The sequence below is a fragment of the Lentzea roselyniae genome (assembly GCF_039537795.1).
GTDB classification, from domain to species: domain Bacteria; phylum Actinomycetota; class Actinomycetes; order Mycobacteriales; family Pseudonocardiaceae; genus Lentzea; species Lentzea atacamensis.
Genome location: NZ_BAABBE010000018.1, coordinates 145046 through 168200, shown reverse-complemented (window position 1 = coordinate 168200; position 23155 = coordinate 145046). Strand labels below are relative to the sequence as shown.

The following is a 23155-nucleotide window of genomic DNA, read 5'->3' as shown; positions in this document are numbered from 1 at the left end:
CACATTGCCACGGATCAGATCAGGCCGAGGCCCTTCACCGCGTCGCGCTCCTCGACCAGCTCGGCCACGGAAGCGTCGATGCGGGCGCGGGAGAACTCGTCGATCTCGAGGCCCTGGATGATCTCGTAGCTGCCGCCGGAGCACTTGACCGGGAACGACGAGATGATGCCCTCGGGCACGCCGTACGAGCCGTCCGACGGGATGGCCATCGAGGTCCACTCGGTGCCGTTGACCCAGTCGTAGATGTGGTCGATGGCGGCGTTCGCGGCCGAAGCGGCCGAGGAGGCGCCACGGGCCTCGATGATCGCCGCACCGCGCTTGGCGACGGTCGGGATGAAGTCGTTCTCGAGCCACGCCTGGTCGTTCACGGCCTCGGCGGCGGTCTTGTCGCCGACCTTGGCGTGGAACAGGTCCGGGTACTGGGTGGCCGAGTGGTTGCCCCAGATCGTCATGTTCTTGATGTCCGTGACCGCGACGCCCAGCTTCTTGGCGAGCTGCGACAGGGCGCGGTTGTGGTCCAGGCGGGTCATCGCGGTGAAGCGCTCGCGCGGGACGTCCGGCGCGTGCTGCTGGGCGATGAGGGCGTTGGTGTTGGCCGGGTTGCCGACCACGAGCACCTTCACGTCGTCCGCGGCGCCGGCGTTGATCGCCTCGCCCTGCGGCTTGAAGATGCCGCCGTTGGCCTCCAGCAGGTCGCCGCGCTCCATGCCCTTCGTGCGGGGGCGGGCGCCGACGAGCAGGGCCACGTTCACGCCGTCGAACGCGGTCTTCGCGTCGTCGGTGATCGTGATGCCCTTGAGCAGCGGGAAGGCGCAGTCGTCGAGCTCCATCGCGGTGCCCTCTGCGGCCTTCAGCGCCGGGGTGATCTCCAGCAGGCGCAGGTTGACCGGGGTGTCCGGGCCCAGCAGGTGGCCGGAAGCGATGCGGAAGAGCAGTGCGTAGCCGATCTGGCCGGCTGCACCGGTGACAGTGACGTTCACGGGCGTGCGGGTCATGAGCCTTCCCGAATGACGGTCCTCGTTGACGTCGGGCAGGTCGCCCGGCGTCCCGCACGTTACCAACACGTGGACAGTGGCAGAGTGTGAGAGTGGACAACCCTTCGGAAGAGATCGCGCCGGAAATCGATGCCGACTACGCCGACGCCAACCTGCCGGGCCAGCACTGGGAGAAGCGGTCTTTCACCGACTGCGACTTCACCGAAGCCGATCTCCGCGAGCTCGTGACCTCGGGCTGCACGTTCACCCGCTGCGACTTCACCCGGACGGACCTCGGTGAGTCGAAGCACCAGGCGACCGCTTTCCGGCAGTGCACCTTCGACCGCACGGTGCTGACGAGGTCGACCTTCACCTCGTGCAGCCTCATGGGTTCGAACTTCGTCGACTGCGTGCTGCGGCCGATCACCTTCACCGAGGTGGACTTCACGCTGGCGTCGTTCGTGAAGGCGCCGCTGTACGACCTGAAGCTGAACGGGCAGCGGTTCCGCGAGACGAACCTCAGCGAGGCCGACCTGCGCAACACCGACCTCGCCGAGGCGGACCTGATGGGCGCGCGGCTGCTCGACGCCAAGCTGGAGGGCGCTGACCTGCGCGGGGCGAAGGTGGACGCGAACGGGCTCCGGCAGGCCAAGCTCGCCGGAGCCCTCATCGACGTCGACCAGGCGATCGCTTTCGCGGCCGCCCACGGACTAGTTGTGTCGTGACGTGATGCGCACGGACGGGTGGATGCGCACGCGCATCTCCCCGTCCCCGAAGTCCACGGCGACGTGCGACTCGCCGTCACCGGACCACACGCGCAGCCGGTTCGCGTCCTCGCGGTAGAGATCGACCACCGGCTCGTCACCCTGGAACCACCGCACCCGCACGGAAGCGGCGTGCTCGTCGAACGAGACCAGCACGTCCTCGATCCGGACGACCTTGATCCACGGCTCGTCCTCGGCTTCGGGGGCGACGCCGAACGCGTCGACGAACTCGTCGTCGGACGGCACCTGCATCATCGCGCTACCCCTTCGGGATGATCGTGGTGAGCCGCAGGCCGTCCGGCGTGACCTGCCAGGCCGACTCGAAGTGCAGGAAGCCACCTGGCCCCGCGAACAGCGAGTCGCGGATCTGGAACGTACCGTACTCGTCGGTGTAGGTCCGTTTGATGTTCGCGTCGCTGGTCACCGCGTCGTCGAGGTGCTTTTTGATCAGCGCACGGCCCTGCGGCGTGTCGTGCACGCCGATGCGTGCGAGCTGTTCCTTGTTCTGCTTGGACCTCGCCGCGTTGTGCGAGTTCGAGTCGACCTTGCCGAAGAGGTAGTCGTACTTGCCGTTGTCGACCAGCGCGCGGCCGCGCTTGGCCTCCTCCAGCTTCGAACCCGTGTAGATCAGGTCGCCGCCCTTGCGGATGTTCTTCAGGTACCGCAGGAAGAACAGCGATCCCATCGCCCGGTCGGCACCGGACAGCTCCTCGCCGGTCATCGGGTCACGACCGGACACCGCGCCCCACAGGCCCTTCGCGTCACCGACGAACGGCACGAAGTCGACGGCCAGCGAGAACCAGCTGTCCGCCCTGGCCAGTTCCTCCGCCGACGCGCGCTGCCCCCAGATCTTGTCCAGACCGGACAGGTCGAGGTTGTCGAGCGTCACGCGGTAGGTGCTGAAGAAGTTCCACCCGCCGTTGTTGAGCGCGTCGACCGCGCGGTTCATCTTGCCCACGGCGGCGTTCATCTGCGCCATCGCCGCGTTCATCTGGGTGAGCGCGTTGTTGACGACGTCGAGGGCCCGGTTCATCTGGTCCATCGCCGTGTTCATCTGGTCGATCACGACGTTCATCTCGCCGAGGATCCGGGTGGACTCGGTGACCGTGGCGTTGATGTCCGTGAGGGCCGAGTTCATCTTCTCGTAGCCCTGGATCATCTGGTCGAGGATGCCGGGGGTGTCGTTGAGCAGCTGCTTCGTCGTCTTGACGAAGTCGACGGTCATCCTGGTGATCTGGACGGTCCAGCCGAGGCCGGCCTTGGCGAGGTCGACGGCCTGCTCGAACGTCACGTGCGTGCCGAGCTCGCGCCGCACGATCTCCCACAGCGCGGCCATCGGGCCACCGGGTGCCATCGCCGCGTCCACAACGGACTTGAGCGTCTGCTTGTCCGCTTCCTCCAACGGATGCGGGTTCGCCGCGTACTTCGCGACCAGCGGCGCGATCGTGGCCTGGTTGTCCTGCACGAACTTCGTCGCGGCCGTCATGGCGTGCACGATCGGTGAGTCCGGGCCGAGGCTCTGCTGCAACCCGGCACGCAGCTCGCGCAACCCGCGCTCGGTGAGCAGCACGCTCGCGCCGACCGAGGCGATGCGGTGCACCTTCTCCAGCGGGTTCAGGCCGGTGCAGCCGGTGGTCTGCGGCGCGATGTCGCGGGTCGCCGCCCAGCCGGTGCCGATCGAAGTGCTGGGCATGGCGTCGTTGGGCTGCGTGCTGACCCATTCGCCGAGCGCGGGCACGAACCGGTGCCACCACAGCTGGTCGCCGTAGAGCCCGAACAGCGTGTCCGCACCCGCGGAGCCGATCGAGCGGAACCGCTGCCAGCCCTGACCGACCACCGCGTCTCGCTGGAGCCACGTGCCGTCGGAGTAGTGGTGCCGAGTCAGCTCACCGGACGGCGTGCGCGCGTAGAGCACACCGGGTCCGGCCGCGACGATCAGGTTGTATCGGTCCCAGCCCTTGGCGAGCTCCTGGCCGTCGACCGTCCACTTGGCACCGTCGTGGGCGAACCGGCGCAGCGTGCCGTCGGCGTCCACGCGGTAGATGTCACCGACGGCGTCGACGGTGACGAGGTCACGCGCGGTGGTGGCGAACCGTTCCCAGCCCTGCGCGAGCAGGGAACCGGTGCCGTTGTCCCAGCCGGTGCCGTTCCAGGCGAACCGCTTCAGCGCTCCGCCGGTCTCGACGCTGTAGACCTGCCCGCTCGGCCCGGCCATGGTGCGGCCGTTCCACCCGGAGCCGACCTGCCGCGCCTGACCCCAGGTCGGTTTCCCGGACCTGGTCCCCTGGTGCGGATAGAGCCACAGCTCGCCGTTGTCCCGTGCGGCGAACACCGGTACGTCCGTGACGCACGTGGCAAACGCCGCTGCCGGGATCCAGTTGACAGCCTGCGCGGGTTGCGCGGGCACGATGATTCCTGCGCCGACGGCGGCCGTGAGCACGGCGGCACGCCAGCGTCCCCCAGATTTGAACACGGCGAGGAATATAGAACCGCGCCGTCTCGAAATAAAACCGCTGCTCGCTCGCGTGTGGCCAGGATCGCAGGCCTGGCCACACGCGGACGGGCGTCAGTTGTCGGCCGAGCCCGTGATCTCCACGAGGACGCCGTCGGCGACCATCTCCTCGATCGCCTTCGGCAGCAGGTAGGCGGTACCGCCACCGGGCTGCTCGAACCACGGCACCGCGACGCCGGTCAGCACCTCGAGCGGGCGGCGCAACCGGTACACGCGGTACGGGCGGTTGATCCACGACGGCACGAGGCTGCGTTCCGGGAACGGCGTGCCCGCCACGTAGACGAGGTTGCCGCTCTGGTCGCCGTAGCGGTCGACCTCGGTGCCCGCCGGCAGCTCGAACATCTGCTTGTGACGGAACAGCGTCAGCGGCGGTTCGCCGGCGAGCGGGGTGATCGGGAACTTCCGCTTCGACGGCTCCTCCTGCGCGACCGCGGCAGCCACCGGTGCCGGTGCGGGTGCCGGGGCCTGCGGTGGTGGCGGAAGCGGCGGAGCCTGCTGTGCCTGCGGCTGAGGCATCGGCGGGCGCTGCGGCGGGACGGGGCGGCGCGGCTCCTCGCGGAAACCGTTGGCCATCGGGCGCTGCGGCGGCGGAGGCGGGGGCGGCGTCCGCACGATCGTGCGGAAGTTGCCCAGCACCAGCTTGCCGACCAGGTACGCCGAGGCGTCCTCGACCTTGTCGAAGCGCATGGGGCTCTTCGGGCCGTGGTCGAACCAGCACACCTCCCAGCTGTCGCCGTCGAGGCGCAGCGTCCAGGTGCGGTCGGCCGGCTCGCCGATCCGGTACACGCCGTGCGGCACGTTGAGGTCGTCGAGCGCGCGGCGGGTGCCAGCCAGCTCGCGGTCCTCCTCCGGCGTGACGGTGCGCGGCGGTTTCACCGGTTCCGGCTCGGGTTCGGGTTCCGGCTCCGGTTCGTTGAACAGCGCCGCGTCGAACTCGGTCGTCTCCTCGACGTGGGCGGGCGCGGGCACCGGCACCGGCACCGGCACGGAGACCGGCACCACGGGAGGCGCCACCGGCGAGGGCTCGGGGACGGGCTCCGGTTCGAACGACTGGGGCTCGAAGGGCTGTTGTTCGAACGGCTGCTGCTCGAACTTCTGCTGCTCGAACTTCTGCTGTTCGAACGGCTGCTGCTCGAACGGCGGCTGGTCGAAGGCCTGGGGCTCGAACGCGGCGGTGGACTCGATCTCGTCCTCCGCCAGGTCCGGCTCGTCCTCGGCGACCGCGACGACCGGGTGCTCCTCGGTGACCTCGGCCGCGGTCTCCAGCGGCTCGTCGAGGACCGGGCTCCACGCCATCGTGTCCTGCATGACGTCGCGCGGGCGTTCCTCGGTCTCGGCGACGAGGCTGTCCGTGCGCTCCTCCTCGCGGTGGTGCGTGAGGAGCTCCGGCTCGTCCGGGCCCGCGGTCGGGATCTCGGGTTCGTCGGCAACGTCCACGGCGTCGTCTTCGTGGCCGAGGTCCGTTTCGTTCGGTTCGTCGGCGACGATCTCCGCGACGGGCTCGGGTTCCTCGGTCTCGCTCGCGTGCGGGGCGAAGAGGTCCATGCCGGCGCCGTAGGTGTCGCGCAGGCGCCGCTCGTCGACGTGGTCGGGCACACCGTCGGAGTCGAAGACCACCCGATAGGGCGGACCGTCTCCGGCCTGCACCGGCACCGCGACCGTGGGGCCGACGTCGCCGGACTCCTGCTCGTCCTCGACCTGCGGCTGCTCGGTGGTGACCTCGGCGGCCTGCGGTTCGGGCACCAGCGGCTCGAAGTCGTACTCCTCCGGCTCCTCCTCGTCCTCGAACTTCGGCTGCGCCACGTACATCGTCGCGTCGGACTGAGGCTGGGGTTCCGGCTCCGGCTCCGGTTCCGCCTCGAGCAGCTGGGTGCCGGGAGGCGCGGCTGGCGCGCCGAGGTTCGCGGCGGCGGCGAGCCTCGACTCCTCGGAGACCTCCGGCAGGCTGAAACCGGCGGCCCTGGCGCGTTCGACCAGCTCGGGCTCCGGCGGCACGCCGTACTTGCGCAGGTAGTACGAGACTCCCGCGGGCCAGATCCACGCGCCGTCCGTCTGGAATCCGGACGGCACGACCTGCGGCGAGTCGGGGTGCAGGACGTCGGCGTCGAAGCCGCGCCCGGCGACCGCGACCGGCGCGTTCGACAGGTACGCGAGCAGCGGCGCGACCTCGGGCTCCGGCACCGGTGGCCGGTTGACCGAGGGACGGCCGCCGGGACCGGCGCCGTCGAACACGCGGACGGTGCGGAACACCGGCGTCGGCGGGTTCAACCTGCGGCGCAGCCAGTCGGGGACGTTCTCGTCCACGCGGGGGAAGAACCGCATCTCGTCGAAGTACGCCTGCTGCGGAGGAGGTGTCTGCCAGCTCGGCTCGGCGCGGTCGAAGTCGAGGTTGTAGCTCGACGGGTGATCGAGCTGGTAGCGGGCGTTCGTCCAGCTGCCCCGCCCCTCGCGATGCATGCCCGCCCGCAGCCGGGCGAACAGCGAGGCCACGTCCTGCGGCGGCGCCCAGGAGTGCGAAGTGCCGTCCTGCAGCCGCAGCTCGGCCTCCAGCTCGAAGTACCGGCCCGTGGCTCGGTACTGCGCGATCACGCTGCGCCAGTCCTCCGGCGCGGCCCGCATGAGAGTCAGGCCGATCTGCTTAACCAGAGCGTCCTGCTCGGTAGGGTTCAACGGCTTCGGCTCGGACACGCCAACATCTTCCCCTGCAAGTCGCCGGATCGCACACGTCCCCCGCCGCTGCGCCGAACGGTGGAGGCCCGACCATAACGCGGTGGACCTCCCCGGTTAAAGCTGATCAAGAACACCCCCGTCTCGGCTGGAGGAGCTTTGTCGCGGTCCGCGCAGTTGACCGGAGGCCTGCTGGCGGCGGTCGGCGGAGTGGCCATCGCGGTCCAGGGGCGGGTCAACGGAACCCTGGCGCAGTCGTTGCAGAACGGGTTCCTGGCGGCGTTGATCTCCTTCGGCGGCGGGTGGCTCGTGCTGGTCGTGGTGGTCCTGTCGCGACAGTCCGGGAGGGACGGGCTGGCGCGGTTGCGGGAGTCGCTGGTCAGCCGCCGGATTCGCTGGTGGGAGTGCGTCGGCGGGCTCTCGGGCGCGTTCCTGGTGGCCTCGCAGGGCATCGCGATCGCGACCATCGGTGTGGCGGTGTTCACGGTCGCGGTGGTCGTCGGCCAGGTGGTGAGCAGCCTGGTCGTGGACCGGAGCGGGATGGGACCCGGTGAGCCGAAGCCGTTCACGGTGACCAGAGGGCTCGGGGCGGCGGTCGGCGTGGTCGCGGTGGTGGTCGCCGTGTCGCACCGGTTCACGTCGCCCGGTTCGTTGTGGCTCGCCGTGCTGCCGCTGGTCGCCGGGCTGCTGATGGGCTGGCAGCAGGCGGTGAACGGGCTGGTCCGCGAGGCCGCCGGACACTCGGTGACCACCATTCTGGTGAACTTCACCACCGGCACCGCGGCGCTGCTGCTCGTGAACCTCGTGGCCGCCCGCGGGGTGGCCGAGTTCCCCGCACAGTGGTGGCTCTATCTCGGCGGGCTGCTCGGCATCGTCGGCGTGGGTGGCGCGATCGTGTCCGTGCGGTTCATCGGCGTGCTGATGGTCGGGTTGTGCGCGGTGTGCGGGCAGCTCGTCGGGGCCGTGCTGCTGGACGCGTTCAGCGGGCACCTGGCGTTGCCGACGGTGATCGGCGTGGTGCTGACGCTGGTGTCGGTGGGCGTGGCCGCGCTGCCCAGTGGGAAGATGAGACCGTGACTGCGACGCTGCTCAACGGCAACGAAACCCGGAACGCGCTGTTCGAGGACCTCAAGGCGCGGGTCGCCGCGCTACCGGTGCCGGTGGGTCTGGCCACCGTGCTGGTGGGGGACGACCCCGGTTCGCACTCGTACGTGAAGGGCAAGCACAGGGCGTGCGAGAAGGTCGGCATCAAGTCGATCCGCCGCGACCTGCCGGAGGCGACCACGCAGGAGGAGCTGGAGGCCGTCATCGACGAGCTGAACGCCAACCCCGAGGTCACCGCCTACATCGTGCAGCTGCCGCTGCCCAAGCACCTCGACGCCGGCCCGATCCTGGAGCGCATCGACCCGGCCAAGGACGGCGACGGCCTGCACCCGGTCAACCTGGGCAAGCTGGTGCTCGGCATCGACGCCCCGCTGCCCGCGACGCCGCGCGGCATCGTGGAGCTGCTGCGCCGCTACGACGTGCCGCTCGCGGGCGCGAACGTCACCGTGGTCGGCCGCGGTGTCACCGTGGGCCGCCCGATCGGCCTGCTGCTCACCCGCCGCAGCGAGAACGCCACCGTCACGCTGTGCCACACCGGCACCAAGGACCTCGCCGCCGAGGTGCGCCGCGCGGACATCGTGATCGCGGGCGCCGGCAGCGCGGGCCTGATCACCAAGGACATGGTCAAGCCGGGCGCGGCCGTGATCGACGTCGGCATCACCCGCACCGAGGCCGGCCTGGTCGGCGACGTGGCTCCCGACGTCCGCGAGGTCGCCGGCTGGCTGGCCCCGATCCCCGGCGGCGCCGGCCCGATGACCGTGGCGATGCTGCTGACCAACACCGTCGAAGCCGCCGAGCGCGCCCATGCAGCGGTCTGACGCAGAGGCGCTCATGCCGGAACAGCGCTGGCGCTCGGGTCCCGCGAAGCACCTGCCGTTCGCGCTGGTGCTCGGGATCAGCGTGCTCGGGCTGGTGCGGATCTTCCAGTACCACTGGCGGCAGGGCGCCGTGCTGCTCGGCGTGTCGCTGCTGGTGGCGGCCGTCCTGCGGATCCTCGTGACCGACGAGCAGGCCGGGCTGATCAAGATCCGCGGCCGTGGCATGGACGCATTCCTGTACTCCACCCTGGGCATCGTGGTGATCGCCGTGGCTCTGACGATCACCGGCGGCCCGCTGAGTCGTTAGCTCGGGCCGATGGCGCGGTCGACGAGGACCTCGACGACTTCGTCGAGGTCCATCGGCTCCACGATGCCCGGCAGCGTCAGCCGCTCGTAGATCAGCCCCGTCATCGCGAAGTACATGAGGATGACGGTCATCCGGTCGCCCGGCAGCTTCGAGTCCTCGTTGAACGCGATGTTGAACTCGAGGTTGTCTGCCATCGTCCTGGTGAGCGCGGTGCGGAGGTCCGGCCTGCGCGTGGCCTCCAGCCGCAGCTCCATCAACGCCAGGTAGCTGGCCTGGTCGGCATCCGCCCGCTTGATGATGTCGTGCATGAACTTGACGCTCAGCGACTTGTCGCGGGGCAGCGCGAGCGACTCCGCGATCGACTCGTCGGACGGCGTGAGCCGCTGGGTCACCCTGATCGCCACCTCCGACATCAGGTCGTCGCGGCTCGCGAAGTAGTTGGACGCCGTGCCCGCCGGCACCTCGGCCTTCGCGTCGATCGCGCGGTAGGTCAGCCCCCGCGCACCCTCTTCCGCCAGGACTTCGATCGCCGCGTCCAACAGGGCGGTTCGCCGTGCTTCGTTCCGGACCACAATTCCTCCTTGACAACCACTACAGACATAGTACTACAGTTGTCGTGGTTGAAGCGAGTTCGTGTCGGTCGTCGACTTCCAGACGAACTCGCCGCCGTCTGCGGAGCAGCGGCAATCGAACACTGAGGGGATTGATCTGTATGCGAAAGCTCGTCTACTACGTTGCAGTGACGCTGGACGGGTTCATCGCGGCCGAGGACGGGACCTTCGACGGGTTCATCTTCGAAGGCGACCACATGGCCGGCATCAACGCCGAGTACCCGGACACGCTGCCCACCCAGTTCCGGGAGGCACTGGGCCTGCTGGACGCACCGAACCCGAACTTCGACACGGTGCTCATGGGGCGCAACACCTACCAGGTGCCGGGCGGACTCGCCTCGCCCTACGCCCACCTGCGGCAGTTCGTGGTGACGTCGCAGGAGCTCGACACACCGGACGACGTCGAGCTCATCCGCGAGAACGTCGCCGGCCGCGTGCAGGAGCTGAAGGAAGAGGACGGCCTCGACATCTGGCTGTGCGGCGGAGGCAAGCTGGCCGCCGAACTGCTGCCGTTGATCGACAAGTTGCTCCTCAAGATCCACCCGGTCGTGTTCGGCCGCGGGATCCCGCTGTTCGACGGGAAGGCCGACATCACGCGGTTCAAGCGCACCGACGCGCGCCTGTTCGAGAGCGGCGTTTCGTTCATGACTTACGAACGCCCTTAAAAATGATTGACGCACGCCGTGTGCGCCCGTAATACTTGACCCATCATCAAGCCGAAAGGGAACGTCATGACGAGCCAGCAGATGCGAGTGGAGCGCTTTGACAGTGCTGCTTTCGCTGACGCGCAACCGTCTGACGATCGCGGCTCACGACGCCCGTTCGCGTCGTTCACCTGCGGAAACGGCTCCCTGCCGTGACTTGAGATCCAGGTCGCAACCAAGGAAGCCGCCCCCATCGGGAAACCGATCGGGGCGGCTTTCTTCATTCCGTGCACACATTTCTTTTTCCGCTTCACCGCACCCTTGTAGCTCAATGGAAAGAGCGCGGCGCTACGAACGCCGAAGTCCAGGTTCGACTCCTGGCAGGGGTACGAAGCTCACGTGGCCCAGCGGCTAGGGCACCGCATTGTCGATGCGGCGATTCGCGGGTTCGAGTCCCGTCGTGAGCGCAGTCGCCCAGGCCGGCCTGGGCGCACCAACGGATGCGAGGGAGACGGCAACCCGCCTCATTTGGGATGAGGACACACCGCGTTCGACTCGCGGGCATCCGACTGGCGCTCCATCGGGGGCGCACCAGGCTCTTCAGCTCAACTGGCAGAGCACCGGGGTGAAGATCCGGAGGACGGGGTTCGACTCCCCGGGGAGCCACGCAGCACTTGGAGGATTGGCCGAGCCCGGTAAGGCATCCGTCTCGAAAACGGTGGTCGGCGCGCGAGCGCCGCGCAGGTTCGAATCCTGCATCCTCCGCCATGCCCCTCGAACCCCGTCATGAACCCTGACCGACGGTATCAGCGTCGTCGCGGAACGTGACAGGATTCGGACGATCAGCGGAAGTCGCGTGACTTCGACGGGATGCGCAGGTCGAGGTGCTGCAACCGGTCCGCCATCAGGCTGACCACACCCTCCGCCGACTCGACCACACCTCGCACGAGCATCGCCCCGCTGCTGCGCGCCACTCGTCGATACCGCGCCCAAAGCCCAGGCGAGCACACGACGTTCACCATCCCCGTCTCGTCCTCGAGGTTGAGGAACGTGACCCCGCCCGCCGTCGCCGGCCGTTGCCGATGGGTCACCGCGCCACCGACGAGCACCCGAGTCCCCGGCTCGACCGAGGACAGCGCGGCGGTGGGCAACGCACCCATGGAGTCCAACGTGGACCGCACGAACTGGGTCGGGAAGCTGTCCGGCGACAGGCCCGTGGCCCACACGTCCGCCACCGCCAGCTCGACGTCGTCCATGCCCGGCAACGAGGGCGCGTCCACCCCGACCGTGGTGCCCGGCAAGCGATCCGGCCGGATCGCGGCCACCGCGCCCGCCGCCCACAACGCCTCACGGCGTTCGAGGCCGAAGCAGGAGAAGGCACCGGCGGTGGCCAGTGCCTCCACCTGGGCGGTGGTGAGCTGCACCCGTGAACCGAAGTCCTCCATGTCGCGGAACGGTTGTGCCGCAACGATCCGCTCAGCGTCCGCGGTGCCGATCCCGCGCACCGCCTCCAGTCCGATGCGGACGGCGTTGGCACCCTCGAAGGGTTCCAGGCCCGCGTACGGCAGTGACGAGTTCACGCACGGACCGTGCACGGTGACGCCGTGGCGGCGGGCGTCGGCCACCAGGGACTGCGGCGAGTAGAAGCCCATCGGCTGGGCGCGGAGCAGGGCCGCGCAGAACGCCGCCGGGTAGTAGAGCTTGAACCACGCGCTCACGAACACCAGATGCGCGAACGACAGCGCGTGCGACTCCGGGAAGCCGAAGTTCGCGAACGCCAGCAGCTTGGCGTAGATGCGGCCTGCCAGTTCCTCGCCGATGCCGTTCGCCGTGCAGCCCTCGTAGAAGCGGTCACGCAGGCGTTCCATGCGGGCGGTCGAACGCTTGGCGCCCATGGCCCTGCGCAGTTCGTCGGCCTCGGCGGCGGTGAAGCCGGCCACGTCGACCGCGATCTGCATGAGCTGTTCCTGGAACAGCGGCACCCCGTAGGTCTTCCTGAGCGCGTTCTCCAGCAGCGGGTGGTCGTAGTCCCACTTCTCGGTCTCGTTGCGGCGCCTGATGTACGGGTGCACCGAGCCGCCCTGGATCGGGCCCGGCCGGATCAGGGCCACCTCGACGACGAGGTCGTAGAACGTGCGCGGCTTCAGACGCGGCAACGTCGCCATCTGCGCGCGGCTCTCCACCTGGAAGACGCCCACGGAGTCGGCTTTCTGCAGCATCTCGTAGACACGTTGGTCGGTGAGGTCGATGCGGCCCATGTCCACGTCGACGCCCTCGTGGTCGCGCACGAGGTCGATGGCGTAGTGCAGGGCCGAGAGCATGCCGAGGCCCAGCAGGTCGAACTTCACCAGGCCGATGGACGCGCAGTCGTCCTTGTCCCACTGCAGCACCGTGCGGTTGGGCATGCGCGCCTTCTCCACCGGGCACACCTCGCTGACCGCGCGGTGGCAGATCACCATGCCGCCGGAGTGGATGCCGAGGTGGCGCGGGAAGTTCTCCAGCTGCGCGGACAGTTCCAGCACCGGACGCGGGATGTCGCAGTCGTCGGTGGTGGTGCTGAGCGGTCCCCACCTGTCTATCTGCTTGCTCCACGCGTCCTGCTGGCCCGGCGAGTGGCCGAGGGCGCGGGCCATGTCGCGCACGGCGGAACGGGCGCGGTAGGTGATGACGTTCGCGACCTGCGCGGCGTGGCGGCGGCCGTACTTCTCGTAGACGTACTGGATCACCTCCTCGCGGCGGTCGGACTCGATGTCGACGTCGATGTCGGGAGGGCCGTCGCGGGCGGGGGCGAGGAAGCGTTCGAAGAGCAGGTCGAAGCGGACCGCGTCGACGTTGGTGATGCCGAGCGCGAAGCACACCGCGGAGTTGGCGGCGGAACCCCTGCCCTGGCAGAGGATGTCGTTGCGCTTGCAGAAGTTCACGATGTCCTGCACGACCAGGAAGTAGCCGGGGAAACCGAGCTCTTCGATGATCTTCAGCTCGTGCTCGATCTGTCGGAACGCCTTCTCGTTGTCGTCGTCGTACCTGCTTCGCGCGCCCTCGTAGGTGAGCTTGCGCAGCCAGGTGCTCTCGGTGTGGCCTGGCGGCACGTCGAACGGCGGCAGCTTCGGCGCGACCAGCCTCAGGTCGAACGCCAGCTGCATGCCGAGCAACGCGGCGTTGTGCACGGCGCCGGGGAAACGCCGGAACCGGTGCCACATCTCCTCTCCGCTGCGCAGGAACGCGGCGGGCGACGGCGGCAACCAGCCCGCCATGTCGTCGAGGCTGCTCCTGGCGCGCACGGCGGCCATCGCGGCGGCGAGCCTGCCGCGGTTCGCGGTGGCGTAGTGCACGGCATTCGTCGCCACGACGGGGAGTTTGAGCTGCTGCGCCATCGCGAAGAGCAGGTCGTTGCGCCTGCTGTCCTCCGGCAGTCCGTGGTCGGTCAGCTCGACGTAGACGCGCCCAGAGCCGAACAGGTCGGTGAGCCGCACGATCTCCCGGTACGCCGCCTCCGGTCCCTCTCTGGTCAGTGCTCTGCGGACGGTTCCCTTGCGGCAGCCCGTCAGCACCACGACCTCGCCCTTGGTGTCCTCGACGATCTGGTCGAGGTCGTAGACGGGCTTGCCCTTCTCCGCGTCGTCGTGGAGGTGGCCGGTGGTGAGCGTGCGGCACAGCCGGTGGTACCCCTCCTGCTGGCGCGCGAGGAGGAGCAGGTGGTCGCCCTCGGGATCCGGTTCGCCGTTGGCGGGCTTGCGGAGCCCGATGCTGAGCTCGGCGCCGAACACCGTGTGCATCCCGAGCTCCTTCGCGGCCTCGGCGAAGCGGACCACGCCGTACATGCCGTCGTGGTCGGTGATCGCGATGGCGTCGAGCTTGAGCCGCTGTGCCTCCTCGACGAGCTCCTCGGGGTGGCTCGCGCCGTCGAGCCAGCTGAAGTTGGAGTGGCAGTGCAGCTCCGCGTACGGCACGCGCTTGCGGGTGACCGCGAGCTCGTCCACGCGCAGCTCGAAACCCGGCGGCGCGGTGTACCGGTCGCGGTGGCGTGACCACCCCGGACCGTCGCCGCCGTCGGGTTTCTGCTCGACGGGTTTGCCGGAAAGCGCGCGTTCCAGCTCCTTCCATCGAACCGGCGGGTTGTTCCAGCCCATCAGGAACCTTTGCGCGGCAACGGGATCAGGAGCTCCAGCAGATCCCAGTACTGCTCGTCGTGCATCAGTCGTACACCCCTTCCAGAAACCACCTCTGGTCCCTGCGGATCAGCAGGAACGCCTGGTCCGGCGTCTGCACCTGGATGCGCGCGGCCCGGTGCGGGTCCGGCGCCCACCACCGCTCGTCGACCGGCCACGGTCCGGCCCACGCGGTCACCTCCTGCGCTTTTCCATTCACCACAAGGCTTTTCGGCCGTGCGGTGAGTTCGAGACGGCCGGTCACACCGACCTCGTCACCGGCCGCGTCCCTCAGCTCGGCGGGGTCGTCGGCGAGCGTCGCGGGTGCCCTGGTCAGCCGGCCAGGCCACGGGTGGTCCGGGTTCTGCAGCGGCACCCGTTCATCACCCCACGGCACGAGCCTGACCTGTTCCCTCGGTCCCCTGCCGCCGTCGAGCACCGGCGTGAGCACGCCGTCCGGGCCGAGCAGGCCCTGGACGTGCAGGAGTGCCCGCACCGCGCGTTCGTCGTCGTGGCCCCACAACCCGAGCTGGAGCGCGGTGCCGTTGACGACCTCGACCGGTTCGAGGGTGAGCGTCCTGATGCCGGAGGTGAGGCGTTCGCGGGTGAGCCAGCCGTCGAGCTGCCAGCGCACGCGGTCCGCGATTCCCCGCGGTGTCAACGGTTCCGCGGCCCGCCACACCCGGTGCAGCTCCTCGTCGTTCTCGGTGCGGGCGTGGATGCCGAGCCTGGTGCACGCGAGACCGCGGTTCGCGAGGTTCTCGTGCAGCCTTTCCGAGAGGATCTTCGCGGCGAACGCGGCCGAGTCGATCCGGTCGACCGGATCGTCGAAGGTCTCCGCGACGGCCAGCTCCGGTGCGGGCCTGCGCTTGTCGAGCGGGCGTTCCGGCAGGCCGCGCGCGAGACGGTGCTGTCTCGTGGCCGGTCCGCCGAACCTCGACGCCACCGCGTTCTCCGGCACGTCCGCGAACGCGCCGAGGGTTTTCAGGCCGAGTCTTCTGAGCAGGTCGACCAGTTCCGGGGCGTCGAGCTCGTGCACGCCCAGTGGCCGGAGGAACTCCGCGGTCCGGTTCGGCGGCACTATCACGTTGCGGTGCGCGGCTTTCGTGGCCGCGAAGAGGCTGTCGGCCACACCCACCTGCGCCTCGACGTTCGTCTGCGCGGCGATGTGGTCGACGATGCGTTCGGCTGCCTGCTCGGCGGACTTGAAGTAGCCGACCGGGCCTCGCGCCGGCACCGCGACCAGACCTGGTTGCACCACCTCGATGCCGGGGGCGAGCTCCTCGACGGCAGCGGCGACCGGCTCGAAGAACCTGGCGTCGCGCTGCGGATCGTGCTCGAAGGTCACGAGCTCCGGGCACATCGACTCGGCCATGCGTTTGCGCATGGCCCTGCGGATGCCCTCGGCGCGCGCCACGGCGGAGGTGGACACGATCTCGTTGCCGTCGAGGACCGCCACCGGCACGTGCTGACTGGTGCCGGTAGCGGTGCAGGCGGCGACCACGGGCCAGTCGGGGCACCAGACCGCGAGCAGACGGGCGTCCCTCACGCAGGACGGTCCCAGGTTGTAGCCCGCCTGGCGGCCAGCTCGTCGACCCGGTCCGGACCGGCATCAGCCGGCTCGTCGGACCCGGTCGGTTCGCCGGCCACCAGCGGGAGCTCGATCTCTTCTTCACCGAACGTCAGCACCATCTGCCGCGGCTTGCCCGCGGAGCCGCGGCCACCGCTGCGCACGCTGATCTGCTGGCGCCGCAACGTTTCCGCGCCGTCGTCGAGCGGGTTCCAGCGCACGGACTCCGCGGTCAGCTCCACGTCGGCCGAAGGCCAGGAACCGAACGCGATCAGCACGGCACGACGTTGACGCGCGCGGGCCGTGAGCCGGCGCGCGAGTGCAGGAGGTAGTGGGCACGCGACGGCCACCAGGTCGATGCCGTCGAGCAGTGCCGCGATGACAGGGCCCGGATCGGCTCCGGGACGTGGGACGAGTGCCAGCCGCTGCACCGAGACCCCGAGCTCGGCCGCGGCCAGCACGCCCACCTGCGGCAGACCGACCACGGCGGCCCAGCAGCCGTCCGCGGTCGCACCCGCGAGCAGGGCGAGCAGCAACGATGTCGATCCGCCCACCGACACCGTGCTGCCTCGCCGCAAGCCGCCCCACGGCAGCAGGCCCGCCAGTTCCCCGCGAACCGGCAACACCCGCCCCGTGGCGTGGTCGGTGGTGGTGCTGGTCAGCTCGCTGGCCGGGTTCACCCCGAGCGCGGCCAACGACGCCGTTGCCGACCTGGACACTCCACCCACCTCCCATGCAGACCGTGCGCACCCCTGTGCACGATCGCCGTGGGAAGTTCGGCGACTTGCTATTCGAACGCTTGTTCGAACGAACGGGATGATCGTAGCGCGCCACAGCACCCCTGTGTCAATGCCAGAAGCCACCCGATCGGGCGAACCGCATTCACCGAGACGCACCACGCGAACACATGAGGTCAACTACCTTGACCCGGACCGTTCTTTCTGACGAGGAACCTCCGTGAACTCACCTCAGGGCTGGCCGCAGCAACCTCCGCAGCAGGGCTGGCAGCAGCAACCGCCGCCCCCGCAGGGCGGCTACCCGCCCCAAGGCCACCACCCGCAGCAGCCGGGCTACCCGCCGCCGGGCTACCCGCCGCCGCAGCAGCAGAAGGGCAAGGGTCCGGTCATCGCGGTGGCGATCGTCGCCGTGGTCCTGCTCCTCAGTGGGCTCGGCACCGGTGGTTTCTTCTTCTTCAACATCCGCAGGGACCAGGGCGAGCCGCTCCGCACCACTTCCCTTCCCGAGGCGTGCAAGAACGTGTCCGCCGAGACGCTGGGCAAGGTGCGCACCACGAACCCCAGGGCGACCGGCAGCTTCGATGACAGCGGCCAGCAGGAATTCCCCGTGGACGGCCAGTTATCGCGGCCATATACGCTCCCCGCTCGCGGCCACTTGTACAGACAGTGACAGTGTCCGGCTTCGGCTGAGTCGCTACGTCCGGGCACCGAGGGCCACCGGGCGCGGGTATCTTCACCGGATGACGGACATCCGCAGCTTCCGGAACGCCTGTTACGAAGCTGCGCGGCGCACCGGTGGCAAGGTGATCGAGTTCCGCGTCGCCGACGACGTGACACCCAACTTCCACCAGGGGCTTATCGCCTACCGCGAGCGCACGGTCGCCATCGCCTGCACGCGCGACTCAGCGGTGCTGGCCCTCGCAGAGCCCCGGACCATCGACTTTGTCGACGGCGTCGGGGAGTCGGGCCCGCTGACGTTTGTCGACGCCCCTGAACTGGTGGCTGTGCTGGCCGCGCTGCTACCGGGGTCTCAGGTGCTCACCCCGCCCGAGCTGAACGGCCCGTTCGACGCCGCAACTTGGCCCCACATCTCGCCAGACGACATCACGTACTGGCGGCCTGGCACCCTCGGTGAAGCGCTCTTCCACTACTGGGACTGAGGAACGCCGGAACCTCACATGCTCCGAGTGCCGTCACGTACCGCGCTCACACCGCGGCCACATAGCTCCCCGCTAAATGGCCGCCAGCGGGGAATCCAAACTGGCCACCGACACTTCGAGCAGAAGAACAGCGACTCGACGCTCACGGCGTGTTCCTGGGACCAGACCGAGGGTCGCGACGGCTCCGGGATGCGGACGCTGACGGTCAAGATCCAGCAGACCCAGGACTACGGCGAGAAGAGCTTCGAACTGGGTCTGCAGGCAGTCCACTCCAACACCGCGGCCTCGACCAAGAACGTCGACGGCGTGGGAGACCAGGCAGCGGTCGTCGTCATTCCCCGCAGCGGCGGTTACCAGGATCTCCACTGGGTCGTCCGCAAGGGCGACGACGTCATCGGCGTCGAGTACCGGGGCTGGGACGCCGGCCTGTTCTCCCGCAGCAACCCGGACGTCGCCGAGCAGGAGGCGGCCGCGAAGACAGTGGTCGACGACGTGCTGGGGGAGCTGTGAACCAGTCACCACCACACGGCTGGCAGCAGCAGATGCCGCCGCAGCAGGGCTGGCAGCAGCCCCCGCCCGGCTGGGGTCCTCCGCAGCCGCCCGGCAAGAGCAAGGCGCCGCTGATCGTCGGGATCATCGCCGGCGTCGTGCTGCTCGCCGTCGCGGGCACCTTCGGGTTCCTCTACCTCGGCGCGAACGCGGACGGCGGCAGTCCCAAGCGCGGTGGCACGATGCCGGGCGTCTGCGCGGACGTCCCGCAGGCGGCGCTGGCCAAGGCACGCACCACGAACGGCAACCCCGCGATGTCGAAGGAGCGCAAGGTCGCGGACGGCACGCAGACGTCGTGCGCGTGGGACCAGACCAAGGGTGTGGACGGGTCCGGGCTGCGCAACACCGACGCGTACGTCGTCGTGGGTGACGCCGCCGGGGAGTACGAGCGGCGCGTGTCGCAGTCGAAGCAGAACAACCAGGGCACGATCAACGAACGCCCGCTCGACGGGCTCGGCGACGAGGCCACGGCCGTGCTGGTGGACGGCAAGTCCGCGTTCCTGCAGCTCGACATCATCGTGCGCAAGGGCGACACCGTCGTCGAGGTCGAACACACCGGCTGGGACTCGGGGATGTTCGGCAACAAGCGGCCGGACGTCGCGGAGTTCGAGGCCGCCGCGCGGGGTGTTGCGGAGGCGTTGCTCGCCGAGGTGTGACGAAGGGCCGCCCGGCGAACCAGGCGGCCCATCGAAACATCAGTGAGCGAAGTGGCGCGTGCCCGTCAGGTACAGCGTGATGCCGGCTTCCTCTGCCTTCGCGATCACCTCGGGGTCGCGCACCGAGCCGCCGGGCTGCACGACCGCACGCACGCCGGCCTCCAGCAGCACCTCGAGGCCGTCCGGGAACGGGAAGAACGCGTCCGAGGCCGCGACGGCGCCCTTGGCCCGCTCACCCGCGCGCTTCACCGCGAGGTGCGACGAGTCGACCCGGTTGACCTGGCCCATGCCGACGCCGACGGTGGCGCCGTTGTCCGCCAGCAGGATCGCGTTCGACTTCACGGCGCGGATGGCACGCCACGCGAACTCCAGGTCCGCCAGCGTCTTCTCGTCCGCGGGCTTGCCGCACGCGAGCGTCCAGTTCGCTGGCGAGTCACCGGTGGCGTCGATGGCGTCGCGCTGCTGCAGGAGCAGGCCGCCGGACACCGGACGCATCTCGGCACCGCCGCGCTGGGGTGCCTCGGCGACGAGGATGCGCACGTTCTTCTTGCGCTGCAACACCTCCACCGCACCGTCCGCATAGGACGGAGCGATGATCACCTCGGTGAAGATCTCCGAGACGAACTCGGCCATCTCCACGGTGACCTCGCGGTTGGCCGCGATGATGCCGCCGAAGGCGCTGACCGGGTCGCACTCGTGCGCCTTGCGGTGCGCGTCCGCGATGCTCACGTCGGACACCGCGATGCCGCACGGGTTGGCGTGCTTGATGATCGCGACGCACGGACGCTCGTGGTCCCACGCGGCACGCCACGCGGCGTCGCCGTCGAGGTAGTTGTTGTACGACATCTCCTTGCCGTGCAACTGCTTCGCCGACGCCAGGCCCACGCGGCCGTCGCCCTGCGTGTAGATCGCGGCGTGCTGGTGCGGGTTCTCGCCGTAGCGCAGCACGTTCGAGCGGTTCCAGGTCGCGCCGACCCAGCCGGGGAAGCCGGAGCCCTCGTCGTCCGGCGCCAGCACGTTGCCGATCCAGGAAGCCACGGCGACGTCGTAGGTCGCGGTGTGCCGGAACGCGTCGGCGGCCAGGCGCTGACGGTCGGCCATCGTGAAGCCGCCCTCGCGGACGTTCTCCAGCACCCAGTCGTAGCGCGCCGGGTCGACGACGACCGCGACGTTCGCGTGGTTCTTCGCCGACGCACGCACCATCGCGGGACCGCCGATGTCGATCTGCTCGACGCACTCGTCGGGGCTCGCGCCGGACGCGACGGTCTGCGTGAACGGGTACAGGTTCACGACCAGCAGGTCGAACGGCGCGATGTCCATCTCACGCAGCTGCTCGACGTGCGAGTCCTTGCGCAGGTCCGCGAGCAGACCGGCGTGCACGCGCGGGTGCAGCGTCTTGACGCGGCCGTCGAGGCACTCGGGGAACCCGGTCACCTGCTCGACCGGCGTCACCGGGACGCCCGCGTCGGCGAGCACCTTCGCGGTGCCGCCGGTGGACACGATCTCGACCCCGGCCGCGTGCAGGCCGGTGGCCAGTTCCAGCAGGCCGGCCTTGTCGGAGACCCCGATCAGGGCCCGGCGGACCGGTCGCCTCTCGGCCTGAGTGGTCCCAGGAGTCGTCACGGAATGCTCACCTTTCGTCCGTTCACGGTGCAGCCCTCGCGGGCCAGCCTGCCGACCGTCTCGACGAGCAGCCGGCGTTCGACGACCTTGATGCGTTCGTGCAGGGTCTCCTCGGTGTCGCCGGGTTCGACGACAACGGCCTCCTGCGCGAGGATCGGCCCGGTGTCCACGCCCGCGTCGACCAGGTGCACGGTCGATCCGGTGACGTGCACGCCGTAGTCCAGGGCGTCCCGCACGCCGTGGGCGCCGGGGAACGCGGGCAGCAGCGCGGGATGTGTGTTGATCATTCGGCCGCCGAAGCGCGCGAGGAACTCCGGGCCGATGATCTTCATGAAGCCGGCGGACACCACCAGGTCGGGCTCGTACGACGCGACCGCCTCGGTCAGCGCGACGTCCCACGCGGCACGGTCGGCGTGGTCGCGCAGCTTCACGGCGAAGTGCGGCACCCCGGCGCGTTCGGCGCGCTTGAGACCTTCGATGTTCTCGCGGTCGGCGCCGACCGCGACCACCTCGATCGGGAGGTCGGCGTCCAGCAACGCCTGCATGAGGGTTCCGGAACCGGAGACGAGTACGACGACGCGCGCCGGTGTGGGAAGCCGAAGTTCGGTGCTCAGCGTCTACTCCTGGTCGTGCGGCGGTGTTGCAGCAGCTCAGGGGCAGCCTATGACGTCACCGTTCCGGCTTGCCGTCCAGGTCCTCGTCGGGCTCCATGCCGAGCGTCTCGTCGAACTCCGCGTCGAAGTCGTCGTCCTCTGCGGCGTCCTCTTCAGCGGGTGGTTCGGCGTCGTCTTCCTCTTCGGGCTCAAGGTCTTCCTCGTCGGCGCCCTCTTCGTCGTCGACGACGTCCTCGGGCTCTTCTTCCTCGTAGTACTCGTCTTCGTCGTAGTAGTCGTCGTCCTCGAGGTCGTCGTCGACCGCGAACTCGTCCTCGTCGACGACTTCGAGCTGCTCGAACTGGTCCGTGAGCTCGTCGTCCTCGAACACGACGTCGGAGTCGGCAGCCGCGTCGCCGTCGAAGCCCGCCTCGGCGAACTCGGCGTCACCGGCCTCGGCGACGGCCTTGTCGCGCGATCCGGCGAGCCAGGCCACCAGCGCGCCCGGCACCAGCACCCACAACGCGACCAGCAACGCGAGCAGACCCGCCGGCACCGTCACGGGGTCGAACGCGCCGGAGGCCAGCCGCCCACCGGCCGTCGCGGCGAGCACGAGGCTGCCCACGGCCGCGGTGATCGCGGCGACCAGCACCGCCCGGAAACGCGAGCTCGGCCGGTCGGAGACCTTGCGGCAGGTCCAGCCGACCAGCACGCCGATCAGCGCGGCTCCCACCAGCACGACCGGGCTCCACACGAACTGGTTCTCCGGCATCGCCGCCAGCAGCGGCACCGGAGGCACCGGACCGCCGACGAACCGCATCGGCGTGACCTCGACCCCGCCCAGCGAGAACCCGGCACCCGCGACGTACGAGAAACCGGCGATGATCGCGTTCGGGAGGTACCCGACGCACAGCAGGAACACGCCGAGCCCGACGCCGAGCGACGGACCGGCTCCCGCGAAGAGTTCGCTGGTCCGCGGCCACGAGGCCGCGAGCCCTGCCGCCACCGCGAGCGAGCCAACGCTGACCAGCGCGAACAACGCCATGAACCCGGCTCGGATGCCGTGCAGCGCCACCGGGTCGAGCTTGTCGAACACCATCTCGACCAGGCCGCAGCGGCGGGCGACACCGATCGTGGCGGCGAGACCGGACACGGCGGCACAGCCGAAGAACGCGACAGCGGGGGTGGCGCGCACGACGCCCTCGCCCATGAGCAACGCGATCGTGCCGCCCACGACGGCGTGCGCGCCGGAGATGCTCAGCACGACACCGCGCGCCTGAAGTGGTTCGTAGAGGCCGAGCCGGTCGGCCGTGCCAGCGGCGGTGCGGCCGATGAGCAGCATCAGCAACGCGGTGGGCAGCAGCGGCAGCACCCCGAGCTGTCCCGCGTCGAAGCGCAACGGCACGTGATGCGCGGCCAGCCACGCGGGTGCGGCGGCGCTCAGCACCCCCGCGGTGGAGAACTCCGCGTACGTGGCCGTCGCGGAGATCAGTGCGAGCAGCGCGGCGACGGCGGCGTACCCGACGACCACCGAACCGACCGCGGCCGCGACGAGCACGCGCATGCGTTCGGAGCGCGAGAACTCCGGTGGGCGCACGGTGGCGACCTCACGGGTCACATCGCGTTGCAGCACGGGCACTTCTCCACTGTGTCAGGCCGGCTGGGCCGTTCGAGTGAGGCACGCCGGGGCATACGACAGGGGTGGTGCCGGAAGCACC

Annotated in this window: 20 protein-coding genes and 4 tRNA genes; 13 read left to right on the top strand and 11 right to left on the bottom strand. The window is 69.6% G+C overall.

Annotation, left to right across the window (positions count from 1 at the left end; all coding sequences use genetic code 11):
• Window positions 1-14: 14 nt before the first annotated feature.
• Complete coding sequence (locus ABFX45_RS29675; protein WP_109639058.1) at window positions 15-995, bottom strand: malate dehydrogenase; 981 nt, start codon at window positions 993-995, stop codon at window positions 15-17.
• 92 nt (window positions 996-1087) lie between these two features.
• Here ABFX45_RS29675 and ABFX45_RS29670 point away from each other — a divergent pair, with 92 nt between their 5' ends.
• The gene (locus ABFX45_RS29670) at window positions 1088-1699 is read left to right on the top strand and encodes a pentapeptide repeat-containing protein (protein ID WP_109639057.1); all 612 of its coding nucleotides are present in this window, start codon (window positions 1088-1090) and stop codon (window positions 1697-1699) included.
• Here the strand turns inward: ABFX45_RS29670 and ABFX45_RS29665 are convergent.
• The 3 genes from ABFX45_RS29665 to ABFX45_RS29655 form a co-directional block, all read right to left on the bottom strand.
• Entirely contained in the window at window positions 1685-1993 is a 309-nt protein-coding gene (locus ABFX45_RS29665; protein WP_109639056.1) for a hypothetical protein, read from the bottom strand. The genes ABFX45_RS29670 and ABFX45_RS29665 overlap by 15 nt on opposite strands.
• Window positions 1994-1997: 4 nt before the next feature.
• Window positions 1998-4211, bottom strand: coding sequence for a tachylectin-related carbohydrate-binding protein (locus tag ABFX45_RS29660; RefSeq protein WP_346133445.1), 2214 nt, complete (start codon window positions 4209-4211; stop codon window positions 1998-2000).
• A gap of 93 nt (window positions 4212-4304) precedes the next feature.
• Window positions 4305-6938, bottom strand: a complete 2634-nt coding sequence (locus ABFX45_RS29655) for a glycohydrolase toxin TNT-related protein (RefSeq protein ID WP_346133443.1) — start codon at window positions 6936-6938, stop codon at window positions 4305-4307.
• 138 nt (window positions 6939-7076) lie between these two features.
• On the opposite strand from ABFX45_RS29655, the gene ABFX45_RS29650 reads away from it, so the two are divergent.
• The 3 genes from ABFX45_RS29650 to ABFX45_RS29640 are packed head-to-tail and all read left to right on the top strand — an operon-like array spanning window position 7077 to window position 9146.
• Window positions 7077-7994, top strand: a complete 918-nt coding sequence (locus ABFX45_RS29650; RefSeq protein WP_109639054.1) for a DMT family transporter — start codon at window positions 7077-7079, stop codon at window positions 7992-7994.
• A complete protein-coding gene (locus tag ABFX45_RS29645; RefSeq protein ID WP_109639053.1) occupies window positions 7991-8839 on the top strand; it encodes a bifunctional methylenetetrahydrofolate dehydrogenase/methenyltetrahydrofolate cyclohydrolase in 849 nt (282 codons plus the stop codon). The genes ABFX45_RS29650 and ABFX45_RS29645 overlap by 4 nt, the downstream gene beginning before the upstream one ends.
• Before the next feature lie 13 nt (window positions 8840-8852).
• Window positions 8853-9146 carry a DUF3017 domain-containing protein gene (locus ABFX45_RS29640; protein WP_109639332.1) on the top strand — a complete coding sequence of 98 codons (294 nt, stop codon included), beginning with the start codon at window positions 8853-8855 and terminating at the stop codon, window positions 9144-9146.
• On the opposite strand, the gene ABFX45_RS29635 is transcribed toward ABFX45_RS29640, so the two are convergent.
• A complete protein-coding gene (locus ABFX45_RS29635; RefSeq protein WP_346133440.1) occupies window positions 9143-9718 on the bottom strand; it encodes a TetR/AcrR family transcriptional regulator in 576 nt (191 codons plus the stop codon). The genes ABFX45_RS29640 and ABFX45_RS29635 overlap by 4 nt on opposite strands.
• Window positions 9719-9858: 140 nt before the next feature.
• On the opposite strand from ABFX45_RS29635, the gene ABFX45_RS29630 reads away from it, so the two are divergent.
• The 5 genes from ABFX45_RS29630 (at window position 9859) to ABFX45_RS29610 (ending at window position 11169) form a co-directional block, all read left to right on the top strand.
• Window positions 9859-10422: a dihydrofolate reductase family protein gene (locus tag ABFX45_RS29630; protein ID WP_346133438.1), complete on the top strand. Its 564-nt coding sequence runs from the start codon at window positions 9859-9861 to the stop codon at window positions 10420-10422.
• 296 nt (window positions 10423-10718) lie between these two features.
• A tRNA-Arg gene (locus ABFX45_RS29625) sits at window positions 10719-10790 on the top strand.
• A 4-nt stretch (window positions 10791-10794) separates the two neighbouring features.
• Window positions 10795-10868 (top strand) — tRNA-Asp (locus tag ABFX45_RS29620).
• A gap of 127 nt (window positions 10869-10995) precedes the next feature.
• Window positions 10996-11067 (top strand) — tRNA-Phe (locus tag ABFX45_RS29615).
• Window positions 11068-11077: 10 nt separating this feature from the next.
• Window positions 11078-11169: transfer RNA gene (locus ABFX45_RS29610), tRNA-Ser, on the top strand.
• 74 nt (window positions 11170-11243) lie between these two features.
• Here the strand turns inward: ABFX45_RS29610 and ABFX45_RS29605 are convergent.
• From ABFX45_RS29605 to ABFX45_RS29595, 3 genes are all read right to left on the bottom strand, one after another.
• Window positions 11244-14531: an error-prone DNA polymerase gene (locus ABFX45_RS29605; RefSeq protein WP_346133436.1), complete on the bottom strand. Its 3288-nt coding sequence runs from the start codon at window positions 14529-14531 to the stop codon at window positions 11244-11246.
• A 64-nt stretch (window positions 14532-14595) separates the two neighbouring features.
• Window positions 14596-16098: a DNA polymerase Y family protein gene (locus tag ABFX45_RS29600; RefSeq protein ID WP_233439966.1), complete on the bottom strand. Its 1503-nt coding sequence runs from the start codon at window positions 16096-16098 to the stop codon at window positions 14596-14598.
• Window positions 16095-16838, bottom strand: coding sequence for a hypothetical protein (locus ABFX45_RS29595; protein ID WP_233439965.1), 744 nt, complete (start codon window positions 16836-16838; stop codon window positions 16095-16097). The genes ABFX45_RS29600 and ABFX45_RS29595 overlap by 4 nt, the downstream gene beginning before the upstream one ends.
• 238 nt (window positions 16839-17076) lie before the next feature.
• Here ABFX45_RS29595 and ABFX45_RS29590 point away from each other — a divergent pair, with 238 nt between their 5' ends.
• The 4 genes from ABFX45_RS29590 to ABFX45_RS29575 all read left to right on the top strand — a co-directional run bounded on the left by ABFX45_RS29590 (window position 17077) and on the right by ABFX45_RS29575 (window position 19221).
• Window positions 17077-17526 (top strand): hypothetical protein, encoded by a 450-nt coding sequence (locus ABFX45_RS29590; RefSeq protein ID WP_346133434.1) that lies wholly within the window; start codon window positions 17077-17079, stop codon window positions 17524-17526.
• A gap of 70 nt (window positions 17527-17596) precedes the next feature.
• A complete protein-coding gene (locus ABFX45_RS29585) occupies window positions 17597-18016 on the top strand; it encodes a hypothetical protein (RefSeq protein ID WP_346133433.1) in 420 nt (139 codons plus the stop codon).
• A gap of 189 nt (window positions 18017-18205) precedes the next feature.
• Window positions 18206-18526 carry a hypothetical protein gene (locus ABFX45_RS29580; RefSeq protein WP_346133432.1) on the top strand — a complete coding sequence of 107 codons (321 nt, stop codon included), beginning with the start codon at window positions 18206-18208 and terminating at the stop codon, window positions 18524-18526.
• The gene (locus ABFX45_RS29575) at window positions 18523-19221 is read left to right on the top strand and encodes a hypothetical protein (protein WP_346133430.1); all 699 of its coding nucleotides are present in this window, start codon (window positions 18523-18525) and stop codon (window positions 19219-19221) included. The genes ABFX45_RS29580 and ABFX45_RS29575 overlap by 4 nt, the downstream gene beginning before the upstream one ends.
• Window positions 19222-19260: 39 nt before the next feature.
• On the opposite strand, the gene purH is transcribed toward ABFX45_RS29575, so the two are convergent.
• The 3 genes from purH to ABFX45_RS29560 are packed head-to-tail and all read right to left on the bottom strand — an operon-like array spanning window position 19261 to window position 23070.
• Complete coding sequence (gene purH, locus ABFX45_RS29570; RefSeq protein WP_346133429.1) at window positions 19261-20844, bottom strand: bifunctional phosphoribosylaminoimidazolecarboxamide formyltransferase/IMP cyclohydrolase; 1584 nt, start codon at window positions 20842-20844, stop codon at window positions 19261-19263.
• Window positions 20841-21458, bottom strand: a complete 618-nt coding sequence (gene purN, locus ABFX45_RS29565; RefSeq protein ID WP_109639046.1) for a phosphoribosylglycinamide formyltransferase — start codon at window positions 21456-21458, stop codon at window positions 20841-20843. Before purN ends, purH begins: the two co-directional genes overlap by 4 nt.
• A 55-nt stretch (window positions 21459-21513) precedes the next feature.
• Window positions 21514-23070, bottom strand: coding sequence for a cell division protein PerM (locus tag ABFX45_RS29560; RefSeq protein WP_346133427.1), 1557 nt, complete (start codon window positions 23068-23070; stop codon window positions 21514-21516).
• Window positions 23071-23155: the final 85 nt, after the last annotated feature.